Consider the following 26118-nt stretch of genomic DNA (forward strand, 5'->3'; position numbering starts at 1 on the left):
ATTCAGGGCGGCCGAATCCGCGTCAACTGACCTGCGTGCGGCAGAAAGGCGGTGCCTGTGGGCTACGGCCGCCCTCAGCCGTTGGAGAAGCGGCCCGCCTGGTCGAGGAGTTGCTCGGCGTCGTCGACCGGCGGGTAGATCCAGACCGCGTTGATCTGCTGCTTGAGCGACTTGGCCTCCTGGCCGGTGAGCGCGATCCGGCGGTCCCAGCCCTCGGTGTAGAGGGCGCCGGCGGGGCCGAGGTCGAGGCAGGTGACGTACGGGTCAGGGGTGAAGGGCAGCAGGGCCCGGCCGAACAGTTCGGCGGCGACGTTGTGACCGGCGAACTTGCCCATCGGCAGGGCGTGCTGGCAGGACTGCGTCGTGGCGTGGCCCGCCTCGGCGGTGGCGAGCGCGGTGTCGCCGGCGGCGTAGACGTCGGGCACTCCGACGACCTGGAGGTACTCGTCCACGGCCAGCCGGCCGAGGCGGTCGCGTTCGGCCGGGATCTGGGCCGTGAGCGGGCTCGCCGCCATGCCCGCCGTCCATACGACGGTCGCCGCGGGGATCACCTCGCCGTCCGAGAGGGTGACGTCCGCGGAGGTCGCGGAGGTCACGGTGCGCCCCAGTCGTTGCTCGATCTTCAGTTCGCCGATCGCGTCGAGGATGGCTGGGCGCGGCACCGCGCCGAGTTCCGGGCCGACGACCTCGGCGAGGTCGACCAGCACGACCCGGACGTCCTCGGCCGCGCCCTCGCGGTCCGCGATGCCTCGGAGCCGCTCGCCCAGGGCGGTGGCGAGCTCCAGTCCGGTGAAGCCGGCCCCGACCACGACGGCGGTGTAGCGGCCCGGGGACGGCTTCCGCTCGGGCAGCCGGCGCAGATGGCTGTCGAGTGCGGCGGCCGCGGGCAGGGTGTCGACGTCGAAGACGTCCTGGGCGCCGGGGAAGCCGGGCCGCACCAGCTGGCTGCCCGTGGCCAGCACCAACTTGTCGTAGGACAGGGCCAGTTCCTCACCGGTGGGCCGCAGGGCCCGCACGGTGTGCGCCCCGGTGTCGATGCCCGTGACGGTGGCCGTCACACGGCGTACGCCGATCGGGCCGAGGACCCGGTCGAGCGGGACCCGCATGCCGTCCGGGGCGTCCTCGTAGAGCCGCGGACGGATGACCAGGTCGTCGCCCGCGCTGACGAGCGTGACCCGTACGTCGTCGCCTGCGCCTGCCTCGCGGGCGGCGCGGACGGCTCCGGCCGCGGTCCACACTCCGGCGAATCCGCCGCCGATGATCAGGACGTCCTTCATGACCTTCTCCGTTCTGGAAGCCGAGATGACCAGCCGGCGCCCGGCGGTCCGGGGCCGCGCGGGCAAGGGCTGTGAGGTGCGAGGGCCGTGATGTGCGCGTGCCGTGTTCACCGGGGTCGTGCTGGTGGGTGCGTCCCCGAGAGCCCGCCTCGCTAATTCTGGACACTACATATCCTGGATATTGAGTGTCAAGATTTACCCGGGCTCGATCCCGGACAACCTGGACAGGTAATGTCCGTAATATGCGAATGGCTAAGGGTGTCGAGTGGGCGCTGCACACACTGCTCAACCTGGACATGATCGGCGGCGCCCCGGTGGGCAGCGGCCGGCTCGCCGAGGCCCACGGGCTCTCCGCGTCCTACCTGAACAAGCAGTTGCAGCAGCTCGCCCGCGCCGGGCTCGTGGTCTCCGTACCCGGACCGCGCGGAGGCTTCCACCTGGCCAGGCCGCTGGAGGACATCACCCTGCTCGACGTCGTGGAGGCCATCGAGGGGGACGCACACCTCTTCCACTGCACGGAGATCCGCTGCTGCGGCCGGATCGGGGAGCTGTCGCCCGCCCCGACGGGCATGTGCGCCGTCAACGCGGCGATGCGCAGGGCGGAGGAGTCATGGCATCAGGCGCTGGCCGCCCAGAGCCTGGCCGAGATCAGGGCGGAGCTGGACAGTACCCCGGACGTGCGGCGGATCGTGCGCTCCGCCCTTGAGTGAGCACGCGTACACGGTTCACACGAACGCTTTTGAACGTCCGCGGGAGGCGCGCGCCTCAGTCGCGACCCCGCACCGCCGCCAGGCACTGGTCGTACAGGTCGGCCAGGTCGAGGCGGCCGTCATGCCGGGCCCATAGCTCGGTCGCCGTGTCCACGCAGGCGAAGACCGTCGCGACGATCGCCTGGGCCCGCGGATCAGGGGCGGCGCCCGGCCCGGGACCCAACCGTGCCTGGACGACCGGGACGAGCTCGGCCTGCCAGCGCAGACGCTTCTCGACATAGCGGGCACGCAGCGAAGGCGTGTCGAAGATCAGGCGGGACAGCTCCAGCACCCGCTCCGGGCTATGGTCGGCCGTCAGGGCGGCCTCGAATCCGGCGCGCAGGGCGTCCCACGGGGAGACCTCGGCGGGCTGCTGCTCGACGGTCCGCCGCAGCAGTTCGCCCAGCGCCTCCTGGTCCCCGCAGACCAGGTCCTCCTTGGTGCCGAAGTAGCGGAACAGCGAACGCTGCGAGATCCCCGCCTCCCGCGCGATCTGCGCGATCGTCGTCCGCTCGTACCCCTGCTCGGTGAACAGGCGAACCGCCGTGTCCAGGATCGCCTCGACGGCGACCTGCCGTGAACGGTCCCACAAAGTCGTCATGGACTTCAGGCTACCCCTCTGGACAGCGACCGCCTACTTGGCATTAACTGCCAGGAAAGCAGCGGCTGAAAAGAGGACACCCCATGCCACCCGTCGACTACCACGGTCAGACCACACTGATCACCGGCGCCAGCGCCGGCCTGGGCGCCGAGTTCGCCCGCCGGCTCGCCGCCCGCGGCTCCGACCTGGTGCTGGTCGCCCGCCGCAAGGACCGCCTGGAGGAACTGGCCGCCGAACTACGCGCGGACCACCGGGTGGAGGTCCATGTGGTGGGGATGGACCTGGCCACGGACAACCCGGGGCAGGAGCTGGCCGCACGGATGGACCGCCTGGGTCTGCGGGTCACCAGCGTGATCAACAACGCCGGGTTCGGGAGCTTCGGCCCCTTCCATCGGGCCGATCCGGTACGGCTGCGGCAGGAGATCGCCGTCGATGTGACCGCGGTCGCCGACATCAGCCGCGCCTTCATCGAGCAACTGCGCACGGCGGGACGCGGGGTGCTGGTCAATGTGGCGAGCATGGCGGCCTACCAGCCCAACCCGCGCATGGCGCTCTACGGGGCGACCAAGGCGTTCGTGCTGAGCCTCACCGAGGCGCTGTGGGAGGAGTCGCGCGGCACCGGTCTGCGGGTGCTGGCCCTCTCCCCCGGCGCCACCCGGACGGAGTTCTTCGATGTCGTGGGCACGACGCAGGCCGCCGGCGGGACGAAGCTCGCCTCGCCCGCCGACGTCGTCCGCACCGCGCTGGCCACCCTGGACCGCAGAAACCCGCCACCCAGCGTCATCGCGGGGCGGATGAACCGGGTGATGGCATTCCTCGCCCGGCGCCTGGCCACCCGACGGCAGGTCATCCGGGCAATCGGCCGGCTCACTGCCGAGGGGGCGTGAGGGAAGACGCGGGTCCGGCACGCGCGAAGCCGACCGGGGCTAGGCCGCCGCGCCGCGTCCGCGGAAGGCGGCGCGATAGCCGTGCGGCGTGGTCCCGGTCACCCGCTTGAAGCGCTCACGGAAAGCGGTGGGCGAGCCGAACCCGGCCTGGTGCGCCACTCGTTCGACCGGGTCATCGGTGGTCTCCAGCAGGTACTGGGCCCGGCGGACGCGGGCGCGCAACAGCCATTGGAGAGGCGTGGTGCCGGTCTGTTCGTGGAACCGCCTGCTGAACGTCCGCTCGCTCAGCCCGGATCGGGCCGCCATGCTCTCCAAGGACAGTTCCTGACCCAGATGTTCCTCGATCCAGGTGAGCACGGGTTCGATCACCGAGCCCTGGGGCACCGGGGGCTGCTCGTGCACGATGAACTGCGCCTGCCCGCCCTCGCGTTCCAACGGCATCACCATCAGACGGGCGGCGTCGGCCGCCACCGCGGAGCCCAGGTCCTGCCGGATCATGTGCAGGCACAGGTCAAGTCCCGCGGACGCCCCGGCCGATGTCAGCAGCCGCCCGTTGTCGACGTACAGCACGTCAGGGCGGACCTCCACCTTCGGGTGGCGTTCGGCCAGCAGACCGGTCGCCATCCAGTGCGTGGTCGCGGCATGACCGTCGAGGAGGCCCGCCTGGGCGAGGGTGAACGCCCCCGAGCAGATCGAGGCGATCCGGCTGCCCCGTGCCGCCGCCGCCCGCAGCGCCTCCAGGGCCTTCTCGGGCGGCGGGCTGCCGTAGTCGAACCGTCCGGGCACGATGACCGTGTCCGCGTCGGCCAGCGCCTCCAGTCCCCAGGGCGCCCGCACCAGGTACGTGCCGCTGTCCACCTCGGGCGCCACCCCGCAGACCCGCACCTGGTACGGCTGCCGGCCGTCCGGCAGCCGTACGCATCCGAACACCTCGACCGGGACCGCCAGATCGAAGGCCAGCACCCGGTCCAACGCGAGAACCGCAACGGTGTGCATGGCATCCACCATAGACGCGATCCAGCCAATGCCAACACCCTCGCCAAAAGCCGCGAGGACAACAACTTCCCACGTCAGAGCCGTGGCGAGAATCCGTTGGTCTTTGTCGATCCAGCCCCTGGTGCCGGATTTCGGCCAGTCATTAGCGTGAGGGCTCGGACCTGGGAACGAAGGACGCACATCGACCGCCGAAGGAAGGGAGCGGTCTCTTGTTCATCGATCATCTGTGGATGGTGGGCTTCCGCCTCTGCACCGGTACGGATCGGCTCGTCAAACACTTCTACGTCGTGCGCGACGCCCGGGACGAGCATCACGCCAGACAGCTCGCGGCCCGGCTGGCCGACACCCCCGTGGAACGACGGGCCCGCTCCTACACGCCCCTCGACGAGACATGGGCGGAGGTCCTGCTGCTGCGCCGGGACGACCTGGGCAACTGGCGGCCACGCAGCCGAACGGCCGCCGTCGCCGCCTCCGCTCAGGCCCAGGCGGTGACCGGCAGGAACGAGCTGTCCTGCCGGAACAGTTCCGTCCCGTCCGTCCGCTCCACCCGCAGCTGGTAGTTGTAGTGCCGCAGGTAGTACCCCGGGTAGTTGAAGGACTCGAAGCGGATCGAACCGCTCGCCGTGCCGGTACGGGCGACGAACGTGGCGTCCTTGGCGAAGGTCGACGTGCCGTCGTCGGCGTCGAAGCGGGCGCGGAAGTCCCAGTGGCGGAGGTAGCGCCCGGACGAGTCGCGCAACGAGCAGCCGTTCGCGTCGGCGAGGCCGGCCACGACCGTGAAGGTCGACGCCTGCTTCTCGGCGGTGGTGCTGGAGCCGCTGACCACGGGGAGGTTCAGCAGCAAGGACTGCGACTGCCAGTACCGGCTGGTGTAGTTGACGGACCGGAAGGAGCGGGTGACGTTCCTCGTCAGGGCCGGACCGCCCGATACGGTCTCCTTGACGACCGTGAAATGGCGGGCGGTTCCCGAGACGGCCGGCAGGGCGGCCGGCGCGGTCCAGGTGGCGAAGGTGTCGTGGCTGTCGCTGTAGTAGTAGGTCCCGTCGCCGTAGCCGTCGAAGAACAGACGCCAGGCGCCGTTGTCGAGTTGCACCAGCGCGGGACCCTCGCGGTAGCTGCCCCAGCCGGCCCAGTCGCCGGTGCGGGAGATCGTGTAGGGGCCCGTCAGCGCGGAGGCCGTGGCGTACTCGATGTACTTCGTCGTCTCGTTCTTGGTGAAGGCGTGGTACGTGGAGCCGGTCCGCACCACGAACGTGTCGATGTGGTTCGCACCGATGCCGGACAGCGCCACCGGTGAACTCCAGGCCGTCAGCGCGGAATTCGTGGCCTTCAGCAGATACGGGGTGAAGATCCACTCGTCGTCGGTGGTCGAGCAGGACACGATGACGTTCACGCTGCCGTCGCCGTCGACGAACCACTCCGGCGCCCAGGCGCGGGACAGACCGGCGATCGGGACCGTGTGGTCGTACAGGAACGTCCAGTTGACCCGGTCGGCGCTGCGCGCGAAGCCGATGGTGGTGCTGGTGTCCTGCCAGGTGTGGGTCGTGTAGGTGACGTAGTAGGAGCCGTCGGTGTGCTTGAGGATGCTCGCGTCGCGGATGCGGTTGGCGGGCGGCGTGTACGCGGAGGCCCGGACCAGGCGGAAGTCGGTGGCGTCGTCCGACTGGTAGACGTTCACGGTCCCGTCGTCGCTGTTCAGGAACGGCACGATGGTGTACCGGGTGGCCGAGCCGCTCGGCGGTGCGGCGGCGAGGGCCGTGCCGAGCAGCCCGGGAGTCTCGCCCAGGACCAGCGCGGAGGCGGGCAGTACGGCCATGGCGCGGAGCAGCGTGCGGCGGGACGGGGTCGGGGGGCGTCTGGTCATGGGCGGCTCTCCCTACGGCTCAAGGGAACAGTTCCGAACACAGGGGCATGCATCGCGTTCGTGATATCGAACATGGTTCGGAAATTCGATCAGAAGGTAGGGGTGGGGTCGGGACGCGTCAATGGTTCGCGCACGAGGAGGAGGGACCTGGGAGAAACCTGTGGTGAACCTCGGAGCCGCACCGGCGAAAACGTTCCGCGGCCGGCCCAACTGACGTTACCGTTCGGTAGACAACGTCGTCCCGGAGGTGCCCCGTATGACACCCGACCGTGCCGTAGGCCTCGCCGAGTCCGCCCGTGCGCTGGCCGACGGGGAGGTGACGTCGCGGGCCCTCGTTGCCGCGGCGCTCGCACGGATCGAGGCGACACAGGATTCCCTCAACGCCTTCCGCGTGGTGCGGACCGAGGCGGCGCTCGCCGAGGCGAAGGCCGCCGACGAGGAACTCGCCGCCGGAGGGCGGCGGCCGCTGCTGGGGGTTCCGGTCGCGGTGAAGGACGACATGAACGTGGCGGGAGAGCCGACCGCGTTCGGCTGCGGCGGGGAGTTCCCGCCCGTCGCCGAGGACGGCGAGGCGGTACGGCGGCTGCGGGCGGCCGGTGCCGTGATCGTCGGCAAGACCAACACCTGTGAGCTGGGGCAGTGGCCGTTCACCGAGGGGCCCGCGTTCGGCGCGACCCGCAATCCGTGGCACCGGGACCACACGCCCGGCGGCTCGTCCGGCGGTTCGGCGGCGGCCGTGGCCGCCGGTCTGGTGCCCGCCGCGCTCGGCTCCGACGGCGCCGGCTCGGTACGGATCCCCGCGTCCTGGACGCATCTCATCGGCATCAAGCCGCAGCGCGGCCGTGTCTCGACCTGGCCACGCGGCGAGTCCTTCAAGGGCATCACCGTCAACGGCACCCTCGCCCGTACGGTCGCCGACGCCGCGCTCCTGCTGGACGCCGCCACCGGCAACCACGAACTCGATCCCCACCGGCCGCCCGCGATCGACGCCTCCGGCGCCGTCGGCCGCGAGCCGGGACGGCTGCGCATCGCGCTCTCCCTCAAGCCGCCGTTCACCGCCCTGCCCGCCCGACTGCGGCCGGAGGTACGGGCCAGGATCGTCGAACTCGCCGAGAAACTCAGCGCGTTGGGGCACCACGTGGAGGAGGCCGATCCGCCGTACGGTCAGATCGGGCTGACCTTCGTCCCGCGCGCCACCGCCGGGATCGCCGAGTGGGCCGACGAGGTGCCCTACCCCGCGCTGCTCGACCCGCGCACCCGCAGCGCCGCCCGCCTGGGCCGGCTCCTCGGCGGGGCTCCGCTGCGGGCGGCCCGGCGCGCGGAAGCGGTCCTGCACCGCCGTATCGGCAGGTTCTACGAGTCCTACGACGTCGTCCTCGCCCCCACGACGGCCGCTCCCCCGCCCCGCATCGGCGCCATGCTCAGCCTCGGCGGCTTCGCCACCGACCGCGCGATGATCGCCGCCTGCCCCTACGCCTGGCCCTGGAACGTGCTGGGCTGGCCCGGCGTCAACGTCCCCGCCGGCTTCGTCGACGGACTGCCGGTCGGCGGCCAGTTGCTCGGGCCCGCGAACAGCGAACCCCTGCTGATCTCCCTGGCCGCACAGTTGGAGACCGAACTGCGCTGGCACGAGCTGTGGCCGCCGCAGCAGGGCGAATCGGTGCCGGCGCCCGTCGCCTGAGACCCAGTCAGCGCTCGCTCGCCCGTCCGGTGACCGGCACGGACCGGATCGGGCGCGGCACGGGGCCAGGCCCGCCGGCTGCTCGCTTCACCGAACCACAACGGCGAGGCGCCGGACGCCGATTCGCCGCTGGGCGAGCTGACGCGGAAGGCGCCGACAGAGCAGAAGTGACCCTTCGCGCGGCGCTCACGGGGGCAGCCCCTAGGGTGTGCCCCCGTGAGCACGTTTACCGACGAGAACGTCCCGGGCCGCTTCGGCCCCACCGCCACGACCGAGGCCGACCCGCGCGCGGTCGGCAGGGTGCGCACCGAGTACTCCCCCGCGCACGACGGCGACCCCGACCCCGGGGAGATCGTCTGGACCTGGGTCCCCTTCGAGGAGAACGACGGACGGGGCAAGGACCGCCCGGTGCTGGTCGTCGCCCGCGAGGCCGGCGGCACCTTCCTGGCCGTGCAGCTCTCCAGCAAACGGCACGACGGGGACCGTGAGTGGGTGGCGATCGGCAGCGGGCCGTGGGACCGGTCCGGCCGTGACTCCTGGGTGGACGTGGACCGCATCCTGCGGCTGCACGAGCAGGGCATGCGCCGGGAGGCGTGCGCCCTGGACCGCGGCCGGTTCAATCTGGTCAGGCAGCGGCTGCACCAGCGCTACGGCTGGACCTGACGCTCCACGAACGCCCGCACGAAGGCCGCCCGCACCGGGCTGTCCGGCGTGCGGTCCAGGATGCCGAACGCGACGTGCTCGAAGGCCCCGGCGAACCGTCCGCCGGGCCCGAGCAGCGCCCGGAACGCCTCCGCCACCTGCGCGGGGTCGTTCTGGAACACCCCGCAGCCCCAGGCGCCCAGCACCAGCTGCCGGTACCCGTGCGCGGCGGCCGTCTCCAGCACCCGCTCGGCGCGGGTGGCCAGGGCGCGGGGCAGCTCGGCGGCACGGTTCGGTGCCGTACGCCGGACGACGCCCGCGTTCGGGGCCGCGGCGGTCAGGAAGCCCACGGTGTACGGCTCGTCCAGCAGGCGGCCACGGTCGTCGCGGAAGACGGGTACGCCGGGCGAGTGGATGACGCGGTCCGTGTAGAACGGGTCGCGGTGGGCGCGGTGGTGGTCGTAGAACTCGCGGGCGCCGAGCAGGCAGGTGTACAGCGCCGAGGCGCGGCACAGGGCCTCCTCCTGGGCCTGGGCGCCGTTGAGAAAGCCGCCGCCGGGGTTGCGGGCCGAAGCGAAGTTCAGGACCGCGGTCCGGCCGCCGAGGCGGTGCGCCGCCTCCAGGCTGCTCTCCTCCGTGACCTCGAAGAACGTCTCGGCCACCGCCGGGAGCGGGGGCGCCGGCAGCGGGTCCGGCCCGTACATCCGCGTGCCGTCCCGCGCCGACCCGATCGCCTCGGCGACGGAGACCTCACGGCCGTCCGGCGCGCGGTACGTGCCCGCCGCCACGATCTGTTCCGTCTGCTGCGCGATACCGCGCAGACGTGCGCTCATGGCGCCACCCCCGTGCGCGCCATGACCGTACGACCGCCTCGCTGCGGTGCGATCTCCCCCGTCGTGCTCACAGCGGAATCCTGAGCGATCCTGGTCCAGCGGTGCAACAGAGTTTCCGTGACCGCGCCGCCGTTCGAGAACGACCGGGAAAGCCCCTGCCAACGCTTCGGAGAGCGGATATTACCGACCCGGAACGGGCCAGTACGCACTCTTGTGCGATGCGACGAGAACGTCTTGGGTGGGACGAGTGTGCCGTCCCGACCCGCAAGATCCCGCGGTCGGTGGCATCGTGGACTCTCAGGAGGATCCAGACATGTCCGATTCGCCGAGCGACTGTACGGAGCGACCCCGCACCGCAGTCGCCGAAGCCGAGGTGGAGGCCCTCGTCAGGGGCATCTGCTTCAAGACCGGCCCGCCCCGCACCCTCGGGGTGGAAGTGGAATGGCTCGTCCATGAGCTGCGCGACCCGCGGCTCCCCGTCACATCCGAACGACTCGAAGCGGCCTACGCCGCACTGCGGACCGTGCCTCTGAGGTCGGCGCTCACCGTCGAACCCGGCGGCCAGCTGGAACTGAGCTCGCCGCCCGCCGCCTCACTGATGGAGTGCATCGGTACCGTCTCCGCCGACCTCGACACCGCGCGCGCGGTACTGCGCGACCACGGTCTCGGTCTGGTCGGCATCGGCAACGACCCCTGGCACACGCCGCGCCGGTTCCTGCGTCAGCCACGCTATGACGCGATGGAGGCCTGTCTGGACCGGGTCGGCCCGGCCGGCCGCGCCATGATGTGCACCTCGGCATCCGTACAGGTGTGCCTGGACGCCGGCTACGAGGAGCCCGGCCCGCTCGGGCACGGGCGGCGCTGGTGGCTGGCGCACCATCTGGGTGCCGTTCTCGTCGCCGCCTTCGCCAACTCCCCGCTCGCCGGGTGCGAGCCCACCGGCTGGCTCTCCACCCGGCAGTTGCTGTGGATGGAGATCGGCTCGGGCCGCGCCGGCGCTCCCGCGCTCGACGGCGACCCCCGGGCCGCCTGGGCGCGGCATGTGGTGGACTCGCCGGTGATGTGCGTACGACGGGAGGACGAGGGCCCGTGGGACGTCCCGGACGGGCTGTCGTTCCGGGAGTGGACCAGAACGGGAGCGCCCAGGCCGCCGACCCAGGAGGACCTGGACTACCACCTCACCACCCTGTTCCCGCCGGTCAGACCGCGTGGCCATCTGGAACTGCGCATGATCGACGCCCAGCCCGGCGAAGACGGCTGGATCGTGCCGCTCGCCGTGGCGAGCGCGCTCTTCGACGACCCGGAGGCGGCCGAGACCGCCTACCGGGCGGTGAAGCCGCTGGCCGAGCGCGCGCTGCCGCTGCCCGCCCCGCTCAATCCGCTGTGGATCGACGCGGCCCGCTCGGGCCTCGCCGACGCCGAACTGCGGGAGGTGGCGGACACCTGCTTCACGGCGGCGCTGGAGGCCCTGCCCCGGCTGGGCGCCACCAAGGAGGTCACGGACGCGGTGGCGGCGTTCCGGGACCGCTATGTCGCACGGGGCCGCTGCCCCGCCGACGATCTGCTGGACGAGCTCTACGGCACGGACCGCACCCTGCACGGGAAGGACTTCCGCACATGACCGACCCCGCTTTCGACGCCGACACTCTCCGCGAGCGGGCGCTGACCACCCTGACCACCGCCCGTGCCCGGACGACTCTTCTGACCAGCTGTGTCGAGGACCCCGACCTGACCGCCCAGCACTCGCCGTTGATGTCGCCGCTGGTGTGGGACCTGGCGCACATAGGCAACCAGGAGGAGCAGTGGCTGCTGCGGGCGGTCGCCGGGCGGGAGGCGATACGGCCCGAGATCGACGGCCTGTACGACGCCTTCGAGCACCCGCGCGCCGCACGCCCCTCGCTGCCGCTGCTGCCGCCGGCCGAGGCCCGGAACTACGCCTCCGAGGTGCGCGGCCGGGTCCTGGACATCCTGGAGAGCACCGCGTTCCACGGGACGCGGCTCACCGAGGCGGGCTTCGCCTTCGGGATGATCGCGCAGCACGAGCAGCAGCACGACGAGACCATGCTGATCACCCATCAGCTCCGCAAGGGCCCGCAGGCCCTCACCGCCCCCGACCCGGACCCGGCCCCCCTGTTCACGGGGCCGTCCGAAGTCCTGGTCCCCGGCGGCCCGTTCACCATGGGCACCTCGACCGAGCCGTGGGCGCTGGACAACGAGCGCCCGGCGCACCGGCGCGAGGTGCCGGCGTACTACATCGACACCACACCGGTGACCAACGCCGCCTACCAGGCGTTCATCGCGGACGGCGGCTACGACGACGACCGCTGGTGGACGCCGGATGGCTGGGCGCACATCCGGCAGCACTCCATCCAGGCGCCGCTGTTCTGGCGCCGGGACGGCAAGCAGTGGCTCAGGCGGCGTTTCGGCGTCACCGAGGTCGTGCCGCCGGACGAGCCGGTGCTGCACGTGTGCTGGTACGAGGCGGACGCCTACGCCCGCTGGGCCGGGCGACGGCTGCCCACCGAGGCGGAGTGGGAGAAGGCGGCCCGGCACGACCCGGCCGGTGACCGCTCGACGCGCTACCCGTGGGGCGACGCCGACCCGACGCCGGAGCACGCCAACCTCGGTCAGCGGCATCTGCGCCCGGCGCCCGCCGGAAGTTATCCGAAGGGCGAATCACCGCTCGGGGTACGGCAGTTGATCGGTGACGTGTGGGAGTGGACGGCGAGCGATCTGGAGCCGTACCCGGGGTTCCAGGCGTTTCCGTACAAGGAGTACTCGGAGGTGTTCTTCGGGCCCGAGCACAAGGTGCTGCGCGGCGGTTCGTTCGCCGTGGACGCGGTGGCCTGCCGGGGCACCTTCCGCAACTGGGACTATCCGATCCGGCGGCAGATCTTCTCCGGCTTCCGCACGGCCCGCTCGGCGGGGGACATCTGATGTGCCGTCACCTGGCGTATCTGGGCCCGGGGGAGCCGCTCGGCCGGCTCCTCGTGGCGCCCCCGCACGGCCTGTTCCAGCAGTCGTGGGCGCCTCGGCGGCAGCGCTACGGGACCGTCAACGCCGATGGGTTCGGGGTCGGTTGGTATGCCGAGGGGGACCCGGTTCCGGCGCGGTACCGCCGGGCCGGGCCGATCTGGGCGGATCCGTCGTTCGCCGATCTGGCGCGGGTGGTGCGCAGCACCGCGCTGCTGGCCGCCGTACGGGACGCCACGGTGCCGGGCGCGGACCAGGAGGCCGCGGCGGCGCCGTTCGCCGCGGGAGCCTGGCTGTTCAGCCACAACGGCGCGGTGAAGGGCTGGCCCGGTTCGCTGACGCCGCTCGTGACCGGCCTGCCCGCGGTGGACCTGCTGTCGCTGGAGGCCCGTAACGACTCGGCGTTCGTGTGGGCGCTGGTGCTCGCACGGCTGCGCGCGGGCGACGAGGAGGGGCAGGCGCTGGCCGACACGGTCGTGGAGGTCGCGGAGGCGGCCCCCGGCTCCCGGCTCAACCTGCTGCTCACCAACGGCGAGACCATCGCCGCGACGGCCTGGGGCGACACGCTCTGGTATCTGACCCGGCCCGGCGGCGGCACCGTCGTGGCCTCCGAGCCCTACGACGACGATCCGCACTGGCAGGAGGTCCCCGACCGGACCCTGCTCGCGGCGAGCGGCACCGATGTGCTGCTCACCCCGCTCAAAGACCCCGGCGACACCCCGGAACCACCCTCCGCACCACCGAAGGAGCCCCGCACGTGAGTCCGTTCCTTCTCACCCGCACCCTGCCCGAGGACGCCACCGACGCCGCGCTGCGCGCCGACGTCCTCAAGGGCCTGACCGGCACACCGAAGACGCTGCCCCCGAAGTGGTTCTACGACGCGCAGGGCAGCGAGCTCTTCGAGAAGATCACCGAACTGCCCGAGTACTACCCGACGCGCGCCGAGCGCGAGATCCTGATCGACCGGGCCGGCGAGATCGCCGCCGCCACCGGCGCGCGCACCCTGGTCGAACTGGGCTCGGGCTCCTCGGAGAAGACGCGGCATCTGATCGACGCGCTGACCGGGCTGCACACCTACGTTCCCGTGGACGTCAGCGAGAGCGCCCTCACCCAGGCCGGGCAGGCGCTGGTCGAGGAGCGGCCCGACCTGAACGTGCATGCCCTCATCGCCGACTTCACCATCGGGATGGACCTGCCGGACACGCCCGGTCCCCGGCTGGTGGCGTTCCTCGGCGGCACGATCGGCAATCTGCTGCCGGCCGAGCGCGCCGCGTTCCTCGCCTCGGTGCGGGCCCTGCTCTCCCCCGGTGACGCGCTGCTGCTCGGCACGGACCTGGTCAAGGACGAGCGGGTCCTGGTCGCCGCCTACGACGACGCGGCCGGGGTGACGGCCGCGTTCAACAAGAACGTGCTGACCGTGATCGACCGGGAGCTGGGCGCCGACTTCGATCCCGGTGCCTTCGAGCACGTGGCGATGTGGAACGCGGACCAGGAGTGGATCGAGATGCGGCTGCGCGCCCGTACCGCGCAGACGGTGAAGGTGCCCGCGCTGGACCTGGCCGTCGAGTTCGCGGCGGGCGAGGAGATGCGCACCGAGGTGTCGGCGAAGTTCCGCAAGGAGCGGGTCGGCACGGAACTGTCCGCGGCCGGGCTGGAGCTGGCGCACTGGTGGACGGACGCGGAGGGCCGCTTCGCGCTGTCACTGAGCGTGGCGCGCTGACGGACGGCTCGCGCGATGCCCCGCGGTGGGGCACGGTGGAGTGACGCGTGTGAGAGGAGCACCCACATGTCGAACCACACCTACCGGGTCACGGACATCGTCGGCACCTCGCCCGACGGCGTGGACCAGGCGATCCGCAACGGCATCGCGCGCGCCTCGCAGACGCTGCGCAACCTGGACTGGTTCGAGGTGGTCGAGGTGCGTGGCCAGTTGAACGACGGCGACATCGCGCACTGGCAGGTGACCATGAAGGTCGGGTTCCGGCTGGAGGAATCCGAATAGCGGCTTCCGCCGCGCCGGGAACCTGCCGTCAGGTCCGCCCCTCCCGCTCCTGCGCCACCTTCAGCGCGGCGGAAGGGGCGGTCCAGCGTGCCCGTACGACGGTGAAGCCGGCGCGTTCGGCGTCCTCGCACACCAGCTCGTCGTCGTCCACCAGCACCCGGATCTCACGCGTACGGGCGAGGCGGTGCAGGGTGTCCAGTTTGGTGCGCCGGGCGGGTCTGCGGTCGTCGTTGCGCCGCATGTGCACCCGCCCTTCGGGCAGTCCGTGCGCCGCGAGCCAGTCGAGGGTGTCGCGCCGGCAGCGCTCGGGGCGCCCGGTGAGATAGCGGATCTCGCACTCCTCGGCGCTCTCCCGCACCAGGGCGACGCCCTCCTCGATGGGCGGGTCCTGGGGGGCGGCGGCGAAGAAGCCGTCCCAGTCGCGCGGTGTGCGCTCCAGGAAGTGCTGCCGGTGCGCCGTGTCGGCGAGGGTGTTGTCCAGGTCGAACACGGCGAGCGGGCGCTCATTGCTGTCGGTCACACCCCTCACCCTAAGGGGGCTCCGTGCTCCGCCGCCGGGTGCGGCTGCGCGTGCGCACGGGACAGCCCCTCCCGCACCCCCCCCCAATTTATTAATGGGAACCATTTTCATGTAGCCTCTCGGCGTTCACTCACCGAGGAGGTCCGACATGGCTGTCCCCAAGCGGAAGATGTCCCGCAGCAACACCCGCCACCGCCGCGCCCAGTGGAAGGCGAGCACCCCGCAGCTCGTACCCGTCACGATCGACGGCGTCCGCCACCTCGTGCCGCAGCACCTGGTCAAGGCCTACGAGCGCGGCCTGCTTCGCTCCGTCGGCTGACTCCCCGGCGCCCGCCGGGGAATCATGCGCGCCCCGCGGTGTTGAACAGGGCATGAGCTCAGTGATCGCCCGGACCCGGTTCTCCGTCCTGGACCGCTCCCGCACCCGGGAGGGGCACACCGACGCCGAGGCGCTGCGCGACACCGTACGGCTGGCGCGGGAGCTGGAGGCGCTGGGCTACCACCGCGTCTGGGTCTCGGAGCACCACGGCGTGCCCGGCGTGGCGGGGTCGGCTCCGACCGTGCTGGCCGCCGCCGTGGCGGGCGCGACACGCACCATCCGGGTCGGGACCGGCGGGGTGATGCTGCCGAACCACCAACCGCTGGTCGTGGCCGAGCAGTTCGGGGTGCTGGAGTCGCTCTTTCCCGGCCGTATCGACATGGGGCTGGGGCGGTCCGTCGGTTTCACCGACGGGGTGCGCAGGGCGCTCGGGCGGGACAAGGGGGACGCTGCGGACTTCGCGGACCGGCTCCAGGAGTTGCTCGGCTGGTTCCGGGGCACCTCCCCGACGGGGGTGCACGCACGGCCCGCGGAGGGCCTGACGGTGCCGCCGTTCGTGCTGGCCATGGGCGAGGGCGCGGACATCGCCGCCCGCGTCGGGCTCCCGATGGTCATCGGTGATCTCAGGAACCGGGAGAAGATGCGGCGCGGAATCGACCACTACCGCGAGCACTTCCGGCCCTCCCCCTGGGCCGCCGAGCCGTACGTCGTGATCTCCGGCACCGTCGCGGTGGCCGCCACACCGGAGGAGGCCCGGCGGCTGCTCGTGCCGGAGGCGTGGGCGATGGCATACTCGCGCACGCACGGCACCTTCCCGCCGCTGGCGCCCGCCGAGCGCACGGAGGCGCTGACGATGACCGACAAGGAGCGCGGCTTCTTCGAAAGCGGCCTCGCCGGGCACATCGCCGGTACGGAGGAACAGGTCGCGCACGAGTTGGAGACGGTGCTGAAGGAGACGGGTGCGCAGGAGGTACTGGTGACGACCAGTACGTACGACCGTGCGGCGCTGCTGGACTCCTACCGCGGGCTCGCCCGGATCACCGGCGGGTGATCCGGGCGAGCGACCGTGCGACGGCTCAGTCCGTGTTGCGCGGGTCGAACGACTTGGTGTCGACCGTCAGCGACTTCGGGAACGCGCCCGCCACCGAGTCCCAGCGCGTGAACTTGAAGTTGGTGCCCTCACGGTCCCCGTCGGCGGGCGTGGCCTCGCCGTCGTGCGTGACGAGCAGGCCCTTCGGGAAGGACCGGCCCAGCGGGACGTTGACCACGGCGGCGCCGTCGGAGTGCTGCACCCCGTCGGTGGCGGCGCCGTCGGTGACGGCGAACGAGCCGAGGTAGGCGTTGCGGCCCTGGCGCTCGTACACGGCGAAGGTGTTGTCGCCCTGGCTGGAGGCGAGCAGATAGCCCTTGCCGTCGGCGGCGTGGTAGATCGTGGCGCCCTCGGCGTCCGCGCTCAGGTGTTCACCGCCGAAGCCGGGGTCGTGGGCCGTGTCGACGACGCACTCCTCTTCCTCGGCGTCGTACGTCCACGGCGTCCCGTACTCGCGCACCCGGTCGATCAGCCTGGGCTTGTCGAACTCCTCGTCGTCCAGCTCGATCCGCCACAGCCCGACGTCCTCCTGGGCCGCGTACAGGACGTGCTTCTCCTGGTCCACGGTCATGCCCTCGACCTGCGCGTGGTCGCCGGGGTCGGCGCACGGCGTCCAGCTCTGGCCGTTCGGCAGGGTGAAGGAGCCGGGCAGGTCGAGGGTGTCCTCGGCCTTGTAGCCGACCCGGCCGCCCCGGTCCTCCAGTTGCAGCAGTCGTACCCGGGTCTCCGAACGGCGTGACACGACCACGTACGCCTTGTCGTCGGCGCTGAAGGCGGCCAGGCCGTAGGCGGTGCGCTGGTCGTCGACCTCGGCCTCGCTCGCGGAGAAGACCGGCGCCGCGTTCGCCGCCGTCACGTCCTTCAGCGGGGGCCTGCCCGCGGCCACGGCGGCGGGGTCGATCGCGTAGGCCCGGACCCGGTCCCGGCCGCGGTCGCTGACCAGCGCCAGGTCGGTCTTCCTGCCGCCCAGTTCGAAGCCGTAGACGACGTCGACGTTGTTGAAGCGGCCCGGCGCCGCCTCCTCGCCGGGCGCCGCGGGGGCGGCGATGTGCTGGAGGCGCCTGCCGTCGAGGTCGTAGACGTCGAGGCCGGCCTCCTTGAGGGTGCCGATGACGAGACTGCGGCCCGGGTGGTGGGGGTCGACCCAGACGGCCGGGTCGTCGGCGTCGGCGTTGCCGCCCGCCTCGTCGTCGTACACGGCGGGCGTCTCCACCCGCGCGGAGACGGAGACCGGCTGCGGGGCGGAGGCGCCCGTGACCATCAGCAGCGCGGCGGTGAGAGTGCTCAGAGCGGAAGCGCTCACGAATACTCCTCAGTAGGAAAAGTGACGGGCGAGAGGCTATGGGCGAGCGGTGTGGGTGAGCCGACGGCGCCGTGAACATCAGGTGGTCCGTCCGGCCGGCGCGCCGGGTTCGCATAGAATCGCGGGGTTTGCCCCCACCCGTTCGCGTCCCTTCCGGAGCCTCGCCGCATGCACTCCTCGCCCGACCCGTACGTCCGTGTCCGCGGCGCCCGTGAGCACAACCTCAAGGGGGTGGACGTCGACATCCCGCGCGACGGGGTGACCGTGTTCACGGGGGTGTCCGGTTCCGGGAAGTCCTCGCTCGCCTTCGGCACGATCTACGCCGAGGCGCAGCGCCGCTACTTCGAGTCGGTCGCGCCGTACGCCCGCCGGCTGATCCACCAGGTCGGCGCGCCGAAGGTCGGCGAGATCACGGGGCTGCCGCCCGCCGTGTCCCTCCAGCAGCGCCGCTCGGCCCCGACGTCCCGGTCCTCGGTCGGCACGGTCACCAACCTGTCCAACTCCCTGCGGATGCTGTACTCGCGTGCCGGTGACTATCCGGCGGGCGCCGAGCGGCTGGACTCGGACGCGTTCTCGCCGAACACGGCGGCAGGGGCGTGCCCGGAGTGTCATGGGCTCGGCCAAGTGCACCGCACGACCGAGGAGTTGCTGGTCCCCGACCCGGGGCTGTCGATCCGGGACGGCGCCGTCGCCGCCTGGCCGGGCGCCTGGCAGGGCAAGAACCTGCGCGACATCCTCGACGCGCTCGGGTACGACGTGGACCGGCCCTGGCGCGAACTGCCCGCCGATGAGCGGGAGTGGATCCTGTTCACCGACGAGCAGCCGGTCGTGACCGTCCACCCGGTGCGGGACGCCGACCGCATCCAACGGCCGTACCAGGGCACGTACATGAGCGCCCGGCGGTATGTGATGAAGACCTTCTCCGACTCCAAGAGCCAGACACTGCGGGCGAAGGCCGAGCGGTTCCTCGCCGCCGCGCCCTGCCCGGTGTGCGGGGGCAGCAGGCTGCGGCCCGAGGCGCTGGCGGTGACCTTCGCCGGCCGGACGATCGCCGAGCTGGCCGCGCTGCCCCTCACCGAGCTGGCGGGGGCGCTGGGCGGCGCGGCGGCGTCGGAGACGGCCCGGGTGCTCACCGAGGACCTCGGATCACGGATCGCACCCGTCGTCGAGCTCGGCCTCGGCTACCTCAGCCTCGACCGCGCCACGCCCACCCTGTCCGCGGGCGAACTCCAGCGTCTGCGGCTCGCGACCCAGCTCAGGTCGGGGCTGTTCGGTGTCGTGTACGTCCTCGACGAGCCGTCGGCGGGGCTGCACCCGGCGGACACGGAGGCGCTGCTGCGGGTGCTGGCGCGGCTGAAGGCGGCCGGGAACACGGTGTTCGTGGTCGAGCACCACCTCGACGTCATGCGCGGCGCCGACTGGCTGGTCGACGTGGGGCCGCGGGCCGGTGAGCACGGCGGTCGGGTGCTGCACAGCGGGCCGGTGGCGGAGCTGGCTGCCGTCGAGGACTCGGCGACGGCCCGCTTCCTGTTCGACGACTCCCCCGCAGCCGTACGCCAAGTGCGGGTCCCGCACGGCCAGTTGAAGGTCGGCCCGGTCACGCGGCACAACCTGCGGGGGGTGACCGCCGAGTTCCCGCTCGGCGTCTTCACCGCCGTCACCGGGGTTTCCGGATCGGGCAAGTCCACGCTCATCGGCGAGATCACCGAGGAACTCGCGGGCGTGGGCCGTCTGGTGTCGGTCGACCAGAAGCCGATCGGACGGACCCCGCGCTCGAATCTCGCCACCTACACCGGCCTCTTCGACGTCGTGCGCAAGGTGTTCGCGGCCACCGACGAGGCGCGCGAGCGTGGCTACGGCGTCGGCCGTTTCTCCTTCAACGTGACCGGCGGGCGCTGCGAGACCTGTCAGGGCGAGGGGTTCGTCAGCGTCGAGCTGCTGTTCCTGCCGAGCACGTACGCGCCGTGCCCGGACTGCGGCGGGGCCCGCTACAACCCCGAGACGCTCCAAGTGACGTACCGGGGGAGGAACATCGCGCAGGTGCTGGACCTCACGGTCGAGGCGGCGGCGGACTTCTTCGCGGACACCCCGGCCGTGGCCCGAAGCCTCGGCACCCTGCTCGACGTGGGTCTCGGCTATCTGCGCCTCGGGCAGCCCGCCACCGAGCTCTCCGGCGGCGAGGCCCAGCGCATCAAGCTGGCGAGCGAGTTGCAGCGCGGCCGTCGCGGCCACACGCTCTACCTCCTCGACGAACCGACCACCGGACTCCACCCGGCCGACGTCGAGGTGCTGATGCGCCAGCTGCACGGGCTGGTCGACGCCGGGCACACCGTCGTCGTGGTCGAGCACGACATGTCCGTCGTCGCGGGCGCGGACTGGGTGATCGACCTGGGCCCCGGCGGCGGCGACGCGGGCGGACACATCGTGGCGGCGGGCCCACCCGCCCGGGTCACCGAGGCCAGAGACAGCGCGACCGCGCCCTACCTGTCCCGGATCATGCCGTGAGCGGCCCGCACGACGACCGGGACCGAAGGCTGCGCTGATCCGCCGGAGACCAGCCGGAGGACCGGGCGATGCGGTACGGAGACCGGTGCCTGACCCACGACGGCGACGCGGACGGACGCATGACGGACGGTCCGCCCCCCCCCGGGTCACCGACACGAGACGGCGCGACCGCGCCCTACCTGGCCCGGGGCATGCCGCGTGCGGCCGGAGCCGGCGGCTGCGGTCAGCCGCCGGAGGACCGGGCCACGCCGTACGGGGAGCCGAACCCGACACCGCGGCGGTGACGCGGGCGGACGCATCGCGGCGGACGGTCCGCCCGCCCGGGTCGCCGCCGCGAGGGACAGGGCGGGCGAATCCCTACCTCGCCCGGATCACGCCGTCAGCGGCTCGCACGACGGCGCCGGAACCGGTGGCTGTGCGACGCCGCCCGTCGCCGGACGGGGTACCACGCGTTGCGGTGCGGGGATCGGGGCGTGGTGTCGGCCCGGCAGGGCCGCCGCCTCGGCTGCCTCGGCCAGGGAGCGGCGGTCGAGGACGCTGCCCGGCGTGATCGGCTCCATCACCTCCGCCTCGGCCACGAGCCGGCGTGCCCGCACCACCCGCCACACCGAGGAGAGCAGGGAGTCCCGGCCGACGAACGCGGCCGCCGTGGTGGGCGCGCCCTGCGCGAACCGGTACCGCAGTTGCACCGGCTGCACGGGGACGCCCGCGTCGAGGGCGGCCTGGAAGGCGGCCCGGCGGAAGTGGCCCTGGGCCCGACCGCACCAGGTGCTGCCCTCGGGGAACACGGTGACCGCCTCCCCGGCGCGCAGCGCACCGGCGATCCGGGCCACCGTCTCGGGCAGCGCGCGGATGCGGTCCCGGTCGATGAACAGGGCGCCGCTGCTGGCGGTCAGCCACCCCGCCACCGGCCAGTCCCGGATCTCCGACTTGGCGAGCATCCGGGCCGGGCGGATGGCCGCGAGCATCGGGATGTCCAGCCACGAGACGTGGTTGGCGACGAGCAGCAGCCCGCCGTCCGACGCCGCGCCGCCGTCGATCCGTACCCGGACCCCCGCGGCCCGTACGATCCAGCGGCTCCAGCGCCGGACCAGGCCGGCGGGTATCCGCCCGCCGACCGGGATGAGCAGGAGTCCGACGATCAGCAGGGACAGGACCGCCACGATCCGCAGGACGGCCAGCGGCAGGGCTCTGGTCGCTCCCGCCGCGTCGATGCAGGTGAGCGGGGAGCAGGGGGCGCTGGGCCGCCAGAGGGTCCCCGCGTCGGGCGCGTGGCTCGTGGGAACGACGGCCGGTGTGCCGGCCGTGGGAGCGGTCGCCGTGGGGACACCGACGGCACCGAGGGAGGAGATGCTCATGGCCGCCCCGTCCGTCACGCCGGGGCGAGGGAGAGGAAGTGCCGCAGATAGCGCGAGTTGACCCGGCGCATCGACAGCAGCACGTACAGGTCGGCGACCCCGAACTCCGGGTCGTGCGCGGGCTCACCGCACACCATGGCGCCGAGGCGCAGGTAGCCGCGCAGCAGGGCGGGCAGTTCGGTGCGCGCGGCGGGGGCGGGGGCGGTCGGCTCCCAGGGGCGCAGCGGGCGTACCCGGTACTCCTCCGGGGCGAGGTGCTTGGCCTGCACGCGGTCCCAGGTCGCGGCGGCGAGCGTGCCGCCGTCCGCCAGCGGGATGGAGCAGCAGCCCGCCAGCCACTCGTGGCCGCGGTCGACCATGTAGCGGGCGATGCCGGCCCAGATGAGGCTGATCACGGCGCCGTCGCGGTGGTCGGGGTGGACGCAGGAACGGCCGACCTCGACCAGGTTGGGACGCAGGGCGTCGATGTTGCCGAGGTCGAACTCGCCCTCCGAGTACAGCCGGCCCGCGACCGCGGCGCGCTCCGGCGGCAGCAGTCGGTAGGTGCCGACGACCTGGCCGGACACCTCCTCACGGACGAGCAGGTGGTCGCAGTACGCGTCGAAGGAGTCGATGTCGTGACCCGGCTGCGGGGTGGACAGCAGGGCCCCCATCTCGCCGGCGAAGACGTCGTACCGCAGCCGCTGGGCGGCGCGCACGTCCTCCTCGTTGCGGGCGAGTCCCACGGTGTAACGGGTGGGTGCCGTGGGCTGCGGGGGACGGTCGACGGTCAGTACGCCGGTCATGGCTTACTCCTGGTCACGGGCCGGGGACGGCGAGCGGAGCTCGGTTGGAGCGATGCGATGTGCCGCCCCTGTTCTTCCTATGCCGGTTGGCCTACGCGTGACCTGTGCCAGGAGAGTGGATGTGCGGATGTTGAACGGCGCGAACCGGTACCGGTCGTCCACATTCCGGTGCCCGGCCGGTCAGCCGAGGGGTCCAGTGCTGTTCACCTGGCGAGCGAAAAAGCGCGAGACGGGGCCGGGGAGCACCACTCCCGGCCCCGCCCGTCCGCACCTTTCGGCGAACGTCTTCAGGGTGTCCCGTCCTATCGTTTCACCTTGCGCGCAGCCCGCAGCCACTCTTTGTTCATTCCGGTGATCGACATCAGCGGGATGCCCTTGGGGCAGGCGGTGGCGCACTCGCCCGCGAGCGTGCACCCGCCGAAGCCCTCCTCGTCCATCTGCGCCACCATGTCCAGGACCCGGGTCTCGCGCTCGGGCGCGCCCTGCGGCAGCACGTTCAGATGGTTGATCTTGGCGGAAGTGAACAGCATCGCCGCCCCGTTGGGGCAGGCCGCCACGCATGCCCCGCACCCGATGCACTCGGCGTGCTCGAAGGCGAGGTCGGCGTCCGGCTTCGGTACCGGCGTCGCGTGCGCCTCCGGCGCGGACCCGGTCGGCGCGGTGATGTATCCGCCGGCCTGGATGATCCGGTCGAACGCGGAGCGGTCGACGACCAGGTCCTTGATCACCGGGAAGGCCGACGCCCGCCACGGCTCGATGTCGATGGTGTCGCCGTCCTGGAAGGACCGCATGTGCAGCTGGCAGGTGGTGGTCCGCTCGGGCCCGTGCGCGTCGCCGTTGATGACGAGCGAGCAGGCGCCGCAGATGCCCTCGCGGCAGTCGTGGTCGAAGGCGACCGGCTCCTCGCCCTTGAGGATGAGGTCCTCGTTGAGGGTGTCGAGCATCTCCAGGAAGGACATGTCGGCGGAGATGCCGTCCACCTCGTACGTGGACATGGCGCCTTCGGTGTCGGCGTTCTTCTGCCGCCAGACGCGCAGGGTGAGCTTCATGCGTAGCTCCGCTGGGTGGGGTGGACGTACTCGAAGACCAGGTCTTCCTTGTGCAGCACGGGAGCGGTGCCCGTGTCGGTGAACTCCCAGGCCGCCGCGTAGGCGAACTCGTCGTCCTTGCGGGCCGCCTCGCCGTCCGGCGTCTGCGACTCCTCCCGGAAGTGGCCGCCGCACGACTCGTCGCGGTGCAGCGCGTCGAGGCACATCAGCTCGGCCAGCTCCAGGTAGTCGACGATGCGGTTCGCCTTCTCCAGGGACTGGTTGAACTCCTCGCCGGTGCCCGGGACCTTGATCCGCCGCCAGAACTCCTCGCGGATCTGCGGGATGCGTTCGAGCGCCTTGCGCAGTCCGGAGTCGGTGCGGGCCATCCCGCAGAACTCCCACATCAGCTCGCCGAGCTCGCGGTGGAAGGAGTCCGGCGTACGGTCGCCGTCCACGGCGAGCAGCAGGTTGAGCCGGTCCTGCGTCTCGGCGAGCACCTCCTGGACGACGGGGTGCTCGTCGGTGACCGCCTCGTGGTGCGGGTTGCGGGCGAGGTAGTCGTTGATGGTGGCCGGCAGCACGAAGTAGCCGTCGGCCAGGCCCTGCATCAGCGCCGAGGCGCCCAGGCGGTTCGCCCCGTGGTCGGAGAAGTTGGCCTCGCCGATCGCGAACAGGCCCGGGACGGTGGTCTGGAGGTCGTAGTCGACCCACAGGCCGCCCATCGTGTAGTGCACGGCCGGGTAGATCCGCATCGGCACCTCGTACGGATCCTCGTCGGTGATCCGCTGGTACATGTCGAAGAGGTTGCCGTACTTGGCCTCGACGGCCTTGCGGCCCATGCGCTGAATCGCGTCCGCGAAGTCCAGGTACACGCCCTGTCCGCCGGGGCCCACGCCCCTGCCCTCGTCGCACACGTTCTTCGCGGCGCGGGAGGCGATGTCGCGGGGCACGAGGTTGCCGAAGGACGGGTAGATGCGCTCCAGGTAGTAGTCGCGCTCGTCCTCGGGGATCTTGTTCGCGGGGCGGTCGTCGCCCTTGGCCTTCGGCACCCAGATCCGGCCGTCGTTGCGCAGCGACTCGCTCATCAGCGTCAGCTTGGACTGGTGGTCGCCGGTGCGCGGGATGCACGTCGGGTGGATCTGGGTGAAGCAGGGGTTGGCGAAGTAGGCGCCGCGCCGGTGGGCCCGCCAGACGGCGGTGGCGTTGGAGTTCATGGCGTTCGTCGACAGGTAGAAGACGTTGCCGTAGCCGCCGCTGGCGAGTACGACGGCGTCGGCGAAGTAGGTGTCGACGCGGCCGGTGATCAGGTCGCGCGCCACGATGCCGCGGGCCTTCCCGTCGATGACGATCAGGTCGAGCATCTCGGTGCGCGGGTGCATCTCGACGTTGCCCGCGGCGATCTGCCTGCTGAGCGCCTGGTAGGCACCGAGGAGGAGTTGCTGGCCGGTCTGGCCGCGGGCGTAGAAGGTGCGGGAGACCTGGACGCCGCCGAAGGAACGGGTGTCGAGCAGACCGCCGTACTCCCGGGCGAACGGCACGCCCTGTGCCACGCACTGGTCGATGATCTCCACCGAGATCTGCGCGAGGCGGTGCACGTTGGACTCGCGGGCCCGGAAGTCGCCGCCCTTGACGGTGTCGTAGAACAGGCGGTGGATGGAGTCGCCGTCGTTGCGGTAGTTCTTCGCCGCGTTGATGCCGCCTTGCGCGGCGATGGAGTGGGCGCGGCGCGGGGAGTCCTGGTAGCAGAACTGGACGACGTGGTAGCCCTGTTCGGCGAGGGTGGCGCCGGCCGATCCGCCGGCCAGGCCCGTCCCCACCACGATCACCGTGTGTTTGCGCCGGTTGGCGGGGTTGACGAGCTTGGCCTCGAAGCGGCGTTTGTCCCAGCGTTCGCCGACGGGGCCGGAGGGGGCTTTGCAGTCGGCGACCGGTTCGCCGGTCGTGTACTCGGCGTAGGTAGACATGTCAGTTCACCAATCCGGTCATGACGCCCACCGGTACGGCGATGAAACCGACCGTGAGCACGAGCGCGAGGACGTCGGCCGTGGCCTTCAGGGCGCGGTCGCGGGTGCGACTGCCGGCGCCGAGGGTCTGGGCGGCGCTCCAGAAGCCGTGCCGGACGTGCAGGCCGACGGCGAGCATCGCGACGATGTAGATGACGTTGCCGTACCAGGTGGAGAAGGTGTCCACGACGTTCTGGTACGGGTGGCCCTCCTGGAAGCCGCCCGAGTGCACGGTGCCGGTGGTCAGGTCCAGGACGTGCCAGACGATGAACAGGGCGAGGATGATGCCGCCCCAGCGCATGGTGCGCGTCGCGTAGGAGGCCCGCGGCTTCTTGTGGACGTACTTGCTGGGCCGGGCCCTGATGTCCCGGCGGCTGAGCTGGTACGCCGAGACCGCGTGCGCGACCACGGCGACGACCAGCACGATCCGGACCAGCCAGAGCGTCCACTCGTAGTGCATGAACGGCTCGCCGACGGTGCGCAGCCAGTGCGCGTAGTGGTTGAACTCGCCCGCCCCGAAGAAGATCTTCAGGTTTCCGATCATGTGGACGACCAGGTACAGCAGCATGATCAGCCCGCTGACGGCCATCACGGTCTTCTTGCCGACGGTGGAGTCCCACACCGTGCGTGCCATGGACGGCCGTCGGTCCGTCCGCGTTGCCAGAGCCATGAGTATGACGCTAGAGCCGGTCCACCCCA

Annotated in this window: 25 protein-coding genes; 13 read left to right on the forward strand and 12 right to left on the reverse strand. The window is 71.8% G+C overall.

Annotation, left to right across the window (positions count from 1 at the left end):
- Positions 1-74 precede the first annotated feature (74 nt).
- Complete coding sequence (locus tag ACIQWG_RS15415) at positions 75-1277, reverse strand: NAD(P)/FAD-dependent oxidoreductase (protein WP_404095178.1); 1203 nt, start codon at positions 1275-1277, stop codon at positions 75-77.
- A gap of 248 nt (positions 1278-1525) precedes the next feature.
- On the opposite strand from ACIQWG_RS15415, the gene ACIQWG_RS15420 reads away from it, so the two are divergent.
- Entirely contained in the window at positions 1526-1987 is a 462-nt protein-coding gene (locus ACIQWG_RS15420) for an RrF2 family transcriptional regulator (RefSeq protein ID WP_404095181.1), read from the forward strand.
- Positions 1988-2042: 55 nt separating this feature from the next.
- Here the strand turns inward: ACIQWG_RS15420 and ACIQWG_RS15425 are convergent, their stop codons facing one another.
- The gene (locus ACIQWG_RS15425; RefSeq protein WP_404095184.1) at positions 2043-2627 is read right to left on the reverse strand and encodes a TetR/AcrR family transcriptional regulator; all 585 of its coding nucleotides are present in this window, start codon (positions 2625-2627) and stop codon (positions 2043-2045) included.
- 83 nt (positions 2628-2710) lie between these two features.
- On the opposite strand from ACIQWG_RS15425, the gene ACIQWG_RS15430 reads away from it, so the two are divergent.
- Positions 2711-3514, forward strand: coding sequence for an SDR family NAD(P)-dependent oxidoreductase (locus ACIQWG_RS15430; protein ID WP_404095187.1), 804 nt, complete (start codon positions 2711-2713; stop codon positions 3512-3514).
- Between the two features lie 39 nt (positions 3515-3553).
- Here ACIQWG_RS15430 and ACIQWG_RS15435 read toward each other — a convergent pair whose 3' ends face one another.
- On the reverse strand, positions 3554-4510 hold the full coding sequence (locus ACIQWG_RS15435) for a GlxA family transcriptional regulator (protein ID WP_404095189.1): 957 nt from the start codon (positions 4508-4510) through the stop codon (positions 3554-3556).
- A gap of 209 nt (positions 4511-4719) precedes the next feature.
- Between ACIQWG_RS15435 and ACIQWG_RS15440 the strand changes: the two genes are divergently transcribed.
- Positions 4720-5070 (forward strand): hypothetical protein, encoded by a 351-nt coding sequence (locus tag ACIQWG_RS15440; RefSeq protein WP_404095192.1) that lies wholly within the window; start codon positions 4720-4722, stop codon positions 5068-5070.
- Here the strand turns inward: ACIQWG_RS15440 and ACIQWG_RS15445 are convergent.
- Positions 4986-6374 (reverse strand): glycoside hydrolase family 43 protein, encoded by a 1389-nt coding sequence (locus ACIQWG_RS15445; RefSeq protein ID WP_404095193.1) that lies wholly within the window; start codon positions 6372-6374, stop codon positions 4986-4988. The genes ACIQWG_RS15440 and ACIQWG_RS15445 overlap by 85 nt on opposite strands.
- A gap of 256 nt (positions 6375-6630) precedes the next feature.
- On the opposite strand from ACIQWG_RS15445, the gene ACIQWG_RS15450 reads away from it, so the two are divergent.
- Both ACIQWG_RS15450 and ACIQWG_RS15455 read left to right on the forward strand, forming a co-directional pair.
- A complete protein-coding gene (locus tag ACIQWG_RS15450) occupies positions 6631-8055 on the forward strand; it encodes an amidase (protein ID WP_404095195.1) in 1425 nt (474 codons plus the stop codon).
- Positions 8056-8271: 216 nt separating this feature from the next.
- The gene (locus tag ACIQWG_RS15455) at positions 8272-8718 is read left to right on the forward strand and encodes a type II toxin-antitoxin system PemK/MazF family toxin (protein ID WP_404095198.1); all 447 of its coding nucleotides are present in this window, start codon (positions 8272-8274) and stop codon (positions 8716-8718) included.
- Here the strand turns inward: ACIQWG_RS15455 and ACIQWG_RS15460 are convergent.
- The gene (locus ACIQWG_RS15460) at positions 8703-9530 is read right to left on the reverse strand and encodes a TIGR02452 family protein (RefSeq protein ID WP_404095201.1); all 828 of its coding nucleotides are present in this window, start codon (positions 9528-9530) and stop codon (positions 8703-8705) included. The two genes, ACIQWG_RS15455 and ACIQWG_RS15460, sit on opposite strands and share 16 nt — an antisense overlap.
- A 313-nt stretch (positions 9531-9843) precedes the next feature.
- Between ACIQWG_RS15460 and egtA the strand changes: the two genes are divergently transcribed.
- From egtA to ACIQWG_RS15485, 5 genes are all read left to right on the forward strand, one after another.
- On the forward strand, positions 9844-11151 hold the full coding sequence (gene egtA / locus ACIQWG_RS15465) for an ergothioneine biosynthesis glutamate--cysteine ligase EgtA (RefSeq protein ID WP_404095204.1): 1308 nt from the start codon (positions 9844-9846) through the stop codon (positions 11149-11151).
- The gene (gene egtB, locus ACIQWG_RS15470) at positions 11148-12467 is read left to right on the forward strand and encodes an ergothioneine biosynthesis protein EgtB (RefSeq protein WP_404095207.1); all 1320 of its coding nucleotides are present in this window, start codon (positions 11148-11150) and stop codon (positions 12465-12467) included. Before egtA ends, egtB begins: the two co-directional genes overlap by 4 nt.
- Complete coding sequence (gene egtC, locus ACIQWG_RS15475) at positions 12467-13264, forward strand: ergothioneine biosynthesis protein EgtC (RefSeq protein ID WP_404095209.1); 798 nt, start codon at positions 12467-12469, stop codon at positions 13262-13264. Before egtB ends, egtC begins: the two co-directional genes overlap by 1 nt.
- Complete coding sequence (gene egtD / locus ACIQWG_RS15480; protein WP_404095211.1) at positions 13261-14223, forward strand: L-histidine N(alpha)-methyltransferase; 963 nt, start codon at positions 13261-13263, stop codon at positions 14221-14223. The genes egtC and egtD overlap by 4 nt, the downstream gene beginning before the upstream one ends.
- Before the next feature lie 66 nt (positions 14224-14289).
- Entirely contained in the window at positions 14290-14505 is a 216-nt protein-coding gene (locus ACIQWG_RS15485) for a dodecin (RefSeq protein ID WP_404095214.1), read from the forward strand.
- Positions 14506-14533: 28 nt separating this feature from the next.
- Here the strand turns inward: ACIQWG_RS15485 and ACIQWG_RS15490 are convergent, their stop codons facing one another.
- Positions 14534-15025 (reverse strand): hypothetical protein, encoded by a 492-nt coding sequence (locus ACIQWG_RS15490; protein ID WP_404095216.1) that lies wholly within the window; start codon positions 15023-15025, stop codon positions 14534-14536.
- Positions 15026-15173: 148 nt separating this feature from the next.
- Between ACIQWG_RS15490 and rpmF the strand changes: the two genes are divergently transcribed.
- A complete protein-coding gene (gene rpmF, locus ACIQWG_RS15495) occupies positions 15174-15344 on the forward strand; it encodes a 50S ribosomal protein L32 (RefSeq protein ID WP_404095219.1) in 171 nt (56 codons plus the stop codon).
- A gap of 52 nt (positions 15345-15396) precedes the next feature.
- Positions 15397-16395 (forward strand): LLM class flavin-dependent oxidoreductase, encoded by a 999-nt coding sequence (locus ACIQWG_RS15500; protein ID WP_404095222.1) that lies wholly within the window; start codon positions 15397-15399, stop codon positions 16393-16395.
- 25 nt (positions 16396-16420) lie between these two features.
- Here the strand turns inward: ACIQWG_RS15500 and ACIQWG_RS15505 are convergent, their stop codons facing one another.
- Positions 16421-17737 carry a phytase gene (locus tag ACIQWG_RS15505; protein WP_404095224.1) on the reverse strand — a complete coding sequence of 439 codons (1317 nt, stop codon included), beginning with the start codon at positions 17735-17737 and terminating at the stop codon, positions 16421-16423.
- 168 nt (positions 17738-17905) lie between these two features.
- On the opposite strand from ACIQWG_RS15505, the gene ACIQWG_RS15510 reads away from it, so the two are divergent.
- Complete coding sequence (locus ACIQWG_RS15510) at positions 17906-20242, forward strand: ATP-binding cassette domain-containing protein (RefSeq protein WP_404095227.1); 2337 nt, start codon at positions 17906-17908, stop codon at positions 20240-20242.
- Positions 20243-20613: 371 nt separating this feature from the next.
- Here ACIQWG_RS15510 and ACIQWG_RS15515 read toward each other — a convergent pair whose 3' ends face one another.
- From ACIQWG_RS15515 to ACIQWG_RS15535, 5 genes are all read right to left on the reverse strand, one after another.
- Positions 20614-21600, reverse strand: coding sequence for a lysophospholipid acyltransferase family protein (locus ACIQWG_RS15515; RefSeq protein ID WP_404095229.1), 987 nt, complete (start codon positions 21598-21600; stop codon positions 20614-20616).
- A 14-nt stretch (positions 21601-21614) separates the two neighbouring features.
- Positions 21615-22385 carry a GNAT family N-acetyltransferase gene (locus tag ACIQWG_RS15520; protein ID WP_404095232.1) on the reverse strand — a complete coding sequence of 257 codons (771 nt, stop codon included), beginning with the start codon at positions 22383-22385 and terminating at the stop codon, positions 21615-21617.
- A gap of 302 nt (positions 22386-22687) precedes the next feature.
- Entirely contained in the window at positions 22688-23434 is a 747-nt protein-coding gene (locus tag ACIQWG_RS15525; protein WP_404095235.1) for a succinate dehydrogenase/fumarate reductase iron-sulfur subunit, read from the reverse strand.
- Complete coding sequence (locus ACIQWG_RS15530) at positions 23431-25380, reverse strand: fumarate reductase/succinate dehydrogenase flavoprotein subunit (protein WP_404095237.1); 1950 nt, start codon at positions 25378-25380, stop codon at positions 23431-23433. The genes ACIQWG_RS15525 and ACIQWG_RS15530 overlap by 4 nt, the downstream gene beginning before the upstream one ends.
- A gap of 1 nt (position 25381) precedes the next feature.
- Positions 25382-26053, reverse strand: coding sequence for a succinate dehydrogenase (locus ACIQWG_RS15535; protein ID WP_404095876.1), 672 nt, complete (start codon positions 26051-26053; stop codon positions 25382-25384).
- Positions 26054-26118: the final 65 nt, after the last annotated feature.

The organism is Streptomyces sp. NPDC098781 (assembly GCF_044759995.1).
Classification (GTDB): domain Bacteria; phylum Actinomycetota; class Actinomycetes; order Streptomycetales; family Streptomycetaceae; genus Streptomyces.